This window comes from Pseudopedobacter sp., from assembly GCF_040392825.1.
Taxonomy (GTDB): domain Bacteria; phylum Bacteroidota; class Bacteroidia; order Sphingobacteriales; family Sphingobacteriaceae; genus Pseudopedobacter.
This window is the reverse complement of the sequence record NZ_JBEBVH010000267.1, coordinates 1-5,174: the sequence shown is the minus strand read 5'-3', so window position 1 is coordinate 5,174 and position 5,174 is coordinate 1. Positions and strand designations below refer to the sequence as shown.

The window sequence follows — 5,174 nt, the reverse complement described above, 5'->3', positions numbered from 1 at the left end:
AGGAGCAAATCAGGGTATATTAACAGAAAATACAGCTAAGTTTTTGGGGGTTTGGGATGTTTCTGAGATTGGCGGTTTATTTGCATGGAATATATTTCAGGCACCGCATTTGATTATAGCCTTTGTGATTTATTTTATAGCTTCTTTAGCGGAGTGTAACCGGGCGCCTTTTGATATTCCGGAGGCAGAATCTGAATTGGTTGCCGGTTTTCATACAGAATATTCAAGTGTAGGATTCGCTTTTATATTTTTGGCAGAATATGCTATGATGTTTTTAGTATCTATGCTTGGAGCAACTTTGTTTTTAGGAGCGTGGAATACACCGTTGCCGAATGTCGGTGATTTTAAATTAGCAGAATATACTACGGGAATGGTTTGGGGAATATTTTGGATATTATCTAAATCGCTCTTGTTGGTTGCAGCGCAAATGTGGGTAAGATGGACCTTGCCAAGGTTTAGGGTAGATCAATTGATGAGCTTTTGTTGGAAGATACTTACACCTTTGGCTTTTATTTGTTTAGTTATATCTGGCTTGTGGAGACTTTTACTGTTTTGATATGATTATAAAAAAGGTATATAACGGATTGACGACTTCCTGGAAGGGATTAGCAATAACCTTTAGACATATTTTGCAGGCATTTAAGACCAAAACAGTCAAAGGAATTGAAGATCCTAACTACTTCGAGGAACAGTCTGGTATTGTGACTTTACAATACCCTCATCAGAAATTGCCTATTCCCGAAGTTGGAAGATATCAGTTGCATGTAGAAATTGATGATTGTATTGTTTGCGACCTTTGTGCAAAAATATGTCCGGTAGATTGTATAGACATCGAATCTATAAAGGCGACGGAAGCTATAGGAAAAACATCCGATGGTTCAGTAAAGAGACTTTATGCGGCAAAGTTTGATATAGACATGGCAAAATGTATGTACTGTGGCTTATGTACAACGGTATGTCCTACAGAATGTATCACCATGACCAATCAGTATGATAGAAGCTTTCCCAGCATAATGGATTTGAACTATCAATTTTCTACCATGAGTGAAGAGGAGGCTGAACAAAAACGTCAGGAACTGGAAAAGCAAATGGAAGAAAGAAAAGCTGCTAAGCTGGCTGCGGCGGCTAAGCAAAACGAGGATAATAGTAATTAATGGAGCAGATTGTATTTTACATTTTAGCAAGTATTGCAGTCTTAAGTGCATGTTATGTAGTAACCAGTCAAAACTTGGTACGCTCTGTTTTTATGTTCTTTGTAACGCTTTTTGCTGTAGCAGGATTATACATATTTGCTTTGGCAGATTTTGTTGCACTTACACAAATCGTAATTTACGTTGGTGGAGTTTTGGTAATGTTGCTTTTTGTTTTTATGCTTTCTTCAAAAAGGTCTTTACAAGGTCTGGATGGTATGACCAAACAAAGATTATCTGAAAATAGATTTCCAGGTGCCGTTTTAAGTCTGATATTAGTTTCCGTCCTGGGATACATGATTTTTCAGATAGACTTTAACTCTTTAAGCTGGGTACAATCTGCCATTGCTACAGATAATGTGAAATTACCATCTGATGAAAATATTAGCAACATAGGAATTAATTTAATGACAAATTTTCTGTTGCCTTTTGAATTAATTTGTATTCTGTTAATGATGGTATTAATCGGAGCGGCACATTTAGCCAGAAAGGAATCTAATATATGATTACGCTTTATCATTTCCTGATAGTAGGTGCTATTCTGTTTTCTTTGGGAATGTATGCTGTCATTACCCGAAAAAATGCAATTCAGGTTCTTATAGGGATAGAGCTGATGTTAAACTCATCTATCTTAAATTTAGTAGCTTTCGGTAAATATGATAGAATAGAGAATACAGGACAATTATTTGCTCTGTTTATTATCGTTCTGGCTGCAGCGTCGGTCGCAGTAGGATTAGTTATTATTTTGAACTTTTACAATAGGGTTAAAACTATAGACCCTAATGAAGCAAATACTTTGAGAGGATAGAATGGAAGCTATGTTACCTATTTCTGAAAGTCAGATGATATACGCTACAGTAATAGCATGTATAGCTCCGTTGTTATCGTTTGCTTTAGCTTTTGTTATAAAAAAACTAGCTCCTGCAATTTCAATATTAGGTATTACAGTTAGTTTTATATGCTCAGCAATAGTATTCTTTGCAGTTTGGAATTCAGGTTCTGTATATCATTTCTCAATTCCGTGGGTAGATTTTTCGGGATTTAAAATTAATGCTGGAATCTTAGTCAATAACCTTACGGTAGTCATGTTGTTATTGGTGAGTTTCATAGCGCTGTTGGTAAATATATATTCAGTAGAATATATGCAGCATGATGCAGATAGACCAAAATATTTTGCCTATTTAAGTTTATTCTGTTTTGCAATGCTCGCCTTAGTTGTGGCTGATAATCTTTTTCTGGTATATGCATTTTGGGAGCTTGTAGGTTTTGCTTCTTATTTGTTAATAGGATTCTGGTTTACCAGAGAAAGTGCAGCTAAGGCCAGTAAAAAGGCTTTTATCATGAACCGTATTGGTGATGTTGGTTTTTTAGTAGGACTATTAATCATATACAGTCAGTTTAAGACTTTAGATATAGATGCTATTTTCGGAGCCGGAAACCTTATTTCTTCATCTTTTATTCATCAGGGTAATTGGGTAACGCCATTTGCCGCTATGCCAGATTACTGGCTTACTATAGCAGGTTTGTGTTTCTTTGCCGGGGCTATTGCGAAGTCTGCACAGTTTCCGTTACATACCTGGTTACCAGATGCAATGGAAGGCCCAACGGCTGTTTCTTCTTTAATTCATGCCGCAACAATGGTAGCTGCGGGTGTCTTCTTATTGGTAAGAATAGAACCGTTGTTTAATGAAACCGTATTAACTGTGATAGCTTCTATTGGTTTGTTTACAGCATTTATGGCTGCAACTGTTGGGCTTACGCAAAACGATATTAAGCGGGTACTTGCATTTTCTACTGTTTCGCAATTGGGTTTTATGATGCTGGCTATAGGTGTTGGGAACAGTGCTTCGGCTATATTCCATTTGGTAACTCATGCATTTTTCAAATGTTTGCTGTTTCTGGGAGCAGGGATTGTAATTCATGAAATGCAGCATCTGAAAGATAAATACAAAGTCGATTTCGATCCGCAGGATATGTTAAATATGGGGGGATTGAGAAAGAGATTGCCTGTAACTTTCATTGTATTTCTGATTGCCGCCTTAGCACTATCCGGTTTGCCGCTTACTTCAGGTTATTTGTCAAAAGATGCGATACTCTTAAGCGTTTTCGATTGGAGCAACTTAAAAGGAGGTGTTTTCTGGGCCTTTCCGGTTCTCATATCAATAGCTTCATGGTGTACAACTTTTTACATCTTCCGGTTGATTTTTAAAGTGTTTTTTGGAGAATTCAGATTACCGAAGTTTATCAACGCTACTATAGATCTGAATAAAATTCATGATCCTTCAAACTGGATGAAAATTCCGGTTATAGTCCTGGCTGTTTTTTGTATTGGGTTTGTTTTTTCTGTTTCTCCATTAAGTTTAGAACAGTCTTGGTTATATAGCGTTTTTAGTGAACAACATGAAGCAAATGCAATGCTGCACCTTTTAGTGCCTGTGTACATCAACGCACTTAGTTTACTTTTGATTTTTGCTGCATACAAAATTTATGCTCAAAATAGCTTCAAACCAAATATGGAGAATTCCTGGTTCTATCGCTTTTCTTATAATCAATGGTATTTCAACGAATTTTATCAGGCAGTTTTCGTAAATACTACTGTTTGGAAAGCAAAATTTTGGTACTGGTTTGATATGACTGTTATAGATGGGTTTGTGAACTTATCAGGCAAATTTGCTATTTACAGCTCGTATGCTTTTGGCTGGTTCGATAGAAATATTGTAGATGGATTGGTTAACTTTTCTGCTTTGGTGGTAGAGCGGATAGGTATTTGGTTCAGAGCAGTGCACAATGGCAAGTTCCAGCATTATGTAGTTTGGATGTTAATCATCTTTTTATCGTTCTTCATTTTTCAAATGATATTTTAAAATGGGTTTATTATCATTATTAATTTTTATTCCATTATTAGTTGGTGTTGTTATTATGGCATTGCCATCTAAATTAGATAAGAATTTCAAATACATTTCTGTAGCAGTTTCTATATTTCAATTGATATTGGCTACTTATCTGTACTTTAATTTTAAGACCGGAGCAGGGACTGGTGGTGTGAACCAAATTTCAGAATATCAGTTTGTGGAAAGTTTAGAATGGATAAGACTGAATGCTGGTAGCTTTGGTACTTTACAGATAGATTATTTTATTGGTGTAGATGGGTTTTCTATTGCATTGGTTTGGTTAACTGCTTTAGTTATGCTGATTGCAAGTTTATCTTCATGGGAAATTAAATCCAGTAAGAAAGCTTATTTTGCTTTGCTGATGTTGTTAAATACTGCCACTGTGGGCGTGTTTTGCGCATTGGATATTTTCTTGTTTTATGTTTTCTACGAACTGATGCTTTTGCCATTATACTTCCTAATTGGAATGTGGGGTGGGCCAAGAAGAGAATATGCCGCTATTAAATTTTTCCTGTATACCTTAATAGGTTCTGTATTTATGTTATTGGTTATTGCAGGGCTGTATTTTTCTGTACAGGATCCGGTTACAGGTAATCATACATTTAATATGGTTTATATGATGGATCAGGCTAATTATTTGTCAGATTCTATTTTTTCTGTAGCAGCAAATGCAGACATTTTAGGTATTCCGGCGAGAACATTAGCTTTTATTGTAGTGTTTATTGCTTTTGCCATTAAAGTTCCTGTTTTTCCTTTCCACACCTGGCTGCCAGATGCACACGTAGAGGCACCAACTCCAATTTCTATTGTTCTTGCGGGTATTTTACTTAAAGTGGGCGGATATGGGATTATAAGAATAGCTTATAGCATCTTTCCGGAAGTTGCCACAAATTTATCGTTTTATATAGGACTTTTAGGAGTGATTTCCATTTTGTACGGAGCAATGGTAGCTCTGGCACAAACAGATTTGAAACGTTTAATAGCTTATTCTTCTGTTTCACACATGGGATTTGTGCTATTGGGTGTCTCATCAGCTACAGCTGAAGGGATTTCTGGTGCAGTTTTTCAAATGCTAAGCCATGGCTTCCTTTCC

The 5,174-nt window shown here is 36.3% G+C and carries 6 protein-coding genes; all 6 read left to right on the top strand.

Annotation, left to right across the window (positions count from 1 at the left end):
- Positions 1–556 (top strand): complex I subunit 1/NuoH family protein (locus ABWO41_RS15130; RefSeq protein WP_353139861.1); only part of this gene is annotated, 556 nt, incomplete at its 5' end.
- 1 nt (position 557) lies between these two features.
- Complete coding sequence (locus ABWO41_RS15125) at positions 558–1,154, top strand: 4Fe-4S binding protein (RefSeq protein WP_353139859.1); 597 nt, start codon at positions 558–560, stop codon at positions 1,152–1,154.
- Positions 1,154–1,696, top strand: a complete 543-nt coding sequence (locus ABWO41_RS15120; protein WP_353139857.1) for an NADH-quinone oxidoreductase subunit J family protein — start codon at positions 1,154–1,156, stop codon at positions 1,694–1,696. The genes ABWO41_RS15125 and ABWO41_RS15120 overlap by 1 nt, the downstream gene beginning before the upstream one ends.
- Positions 1,693–1,998: an NADH-quinone oxidoreductase subunit NuoK gene (gene nuoK / locus ABWO41_RS15115; protein WP_353139855.1), complete on the top strand. Its 306-nt coding sequence runs from the start codon at positions 1,693–1,695 to the stop codon at positions 1,996–1,998. Before ABWO41_RS15120 ends, nuoK begins: the two co-directional genes overlap by 4 nt.
- Before the next feature lies 1 nt (position 1,999).
- Positions 2,000–4,054 (top strand): NADH-quinone oxidoreductase subunit L, encoded by a 2,055-nt coding sequence (gene nuoL, locus ABWO41_RS15110; RefSeq protein WP_353139853.1) that lies wholly within the window; start codon positions 2,000–2,002, stop codon positions 4,052–4,054.
- Position 4,055: 1 nt separating this feature from the next.
- Positions 4,056–5,174: complex I subunit 4 family protein (locus tag ABWO41_RS15105; RefSeq protein ID WP_353139851.1), on the top strand; the 1,119-nt coding region annotated here is incomplete at its 3' end.

What these genes read in the sequence shown, in the direction of transcription:
- ABWO41_RS15125 (WP_353139859.1), top strand. Translation starts at nt 558, where the DNA reads ATGATTATAAAAAAGGTATATAACGGATTGACGACTTCCTGGAAGGGA.
- ABWO41_RS15120 (WP_353139857.1), top strand. Translation starts at nt 1,154, where the DNA reads ATGGAGCAGATTGTATTTTACATTTTAGCAAGTATTGCAGTCTTAAGT.
- nuoK (WP_353139855.1), top strand. Translation starts at nt 1,693, where the DNA reads ATGATTACGCTTTATCATTTCCTGATAGTAGGTGCTATTCTGTTTTCT.
- nuoL (WP_353139853.1), top strand. Translation starts at nt 2,000, where the DNA reads ATGGAAGCTATGTTACCTATTTCTGAAAGTCAGATGATATACGCTACA.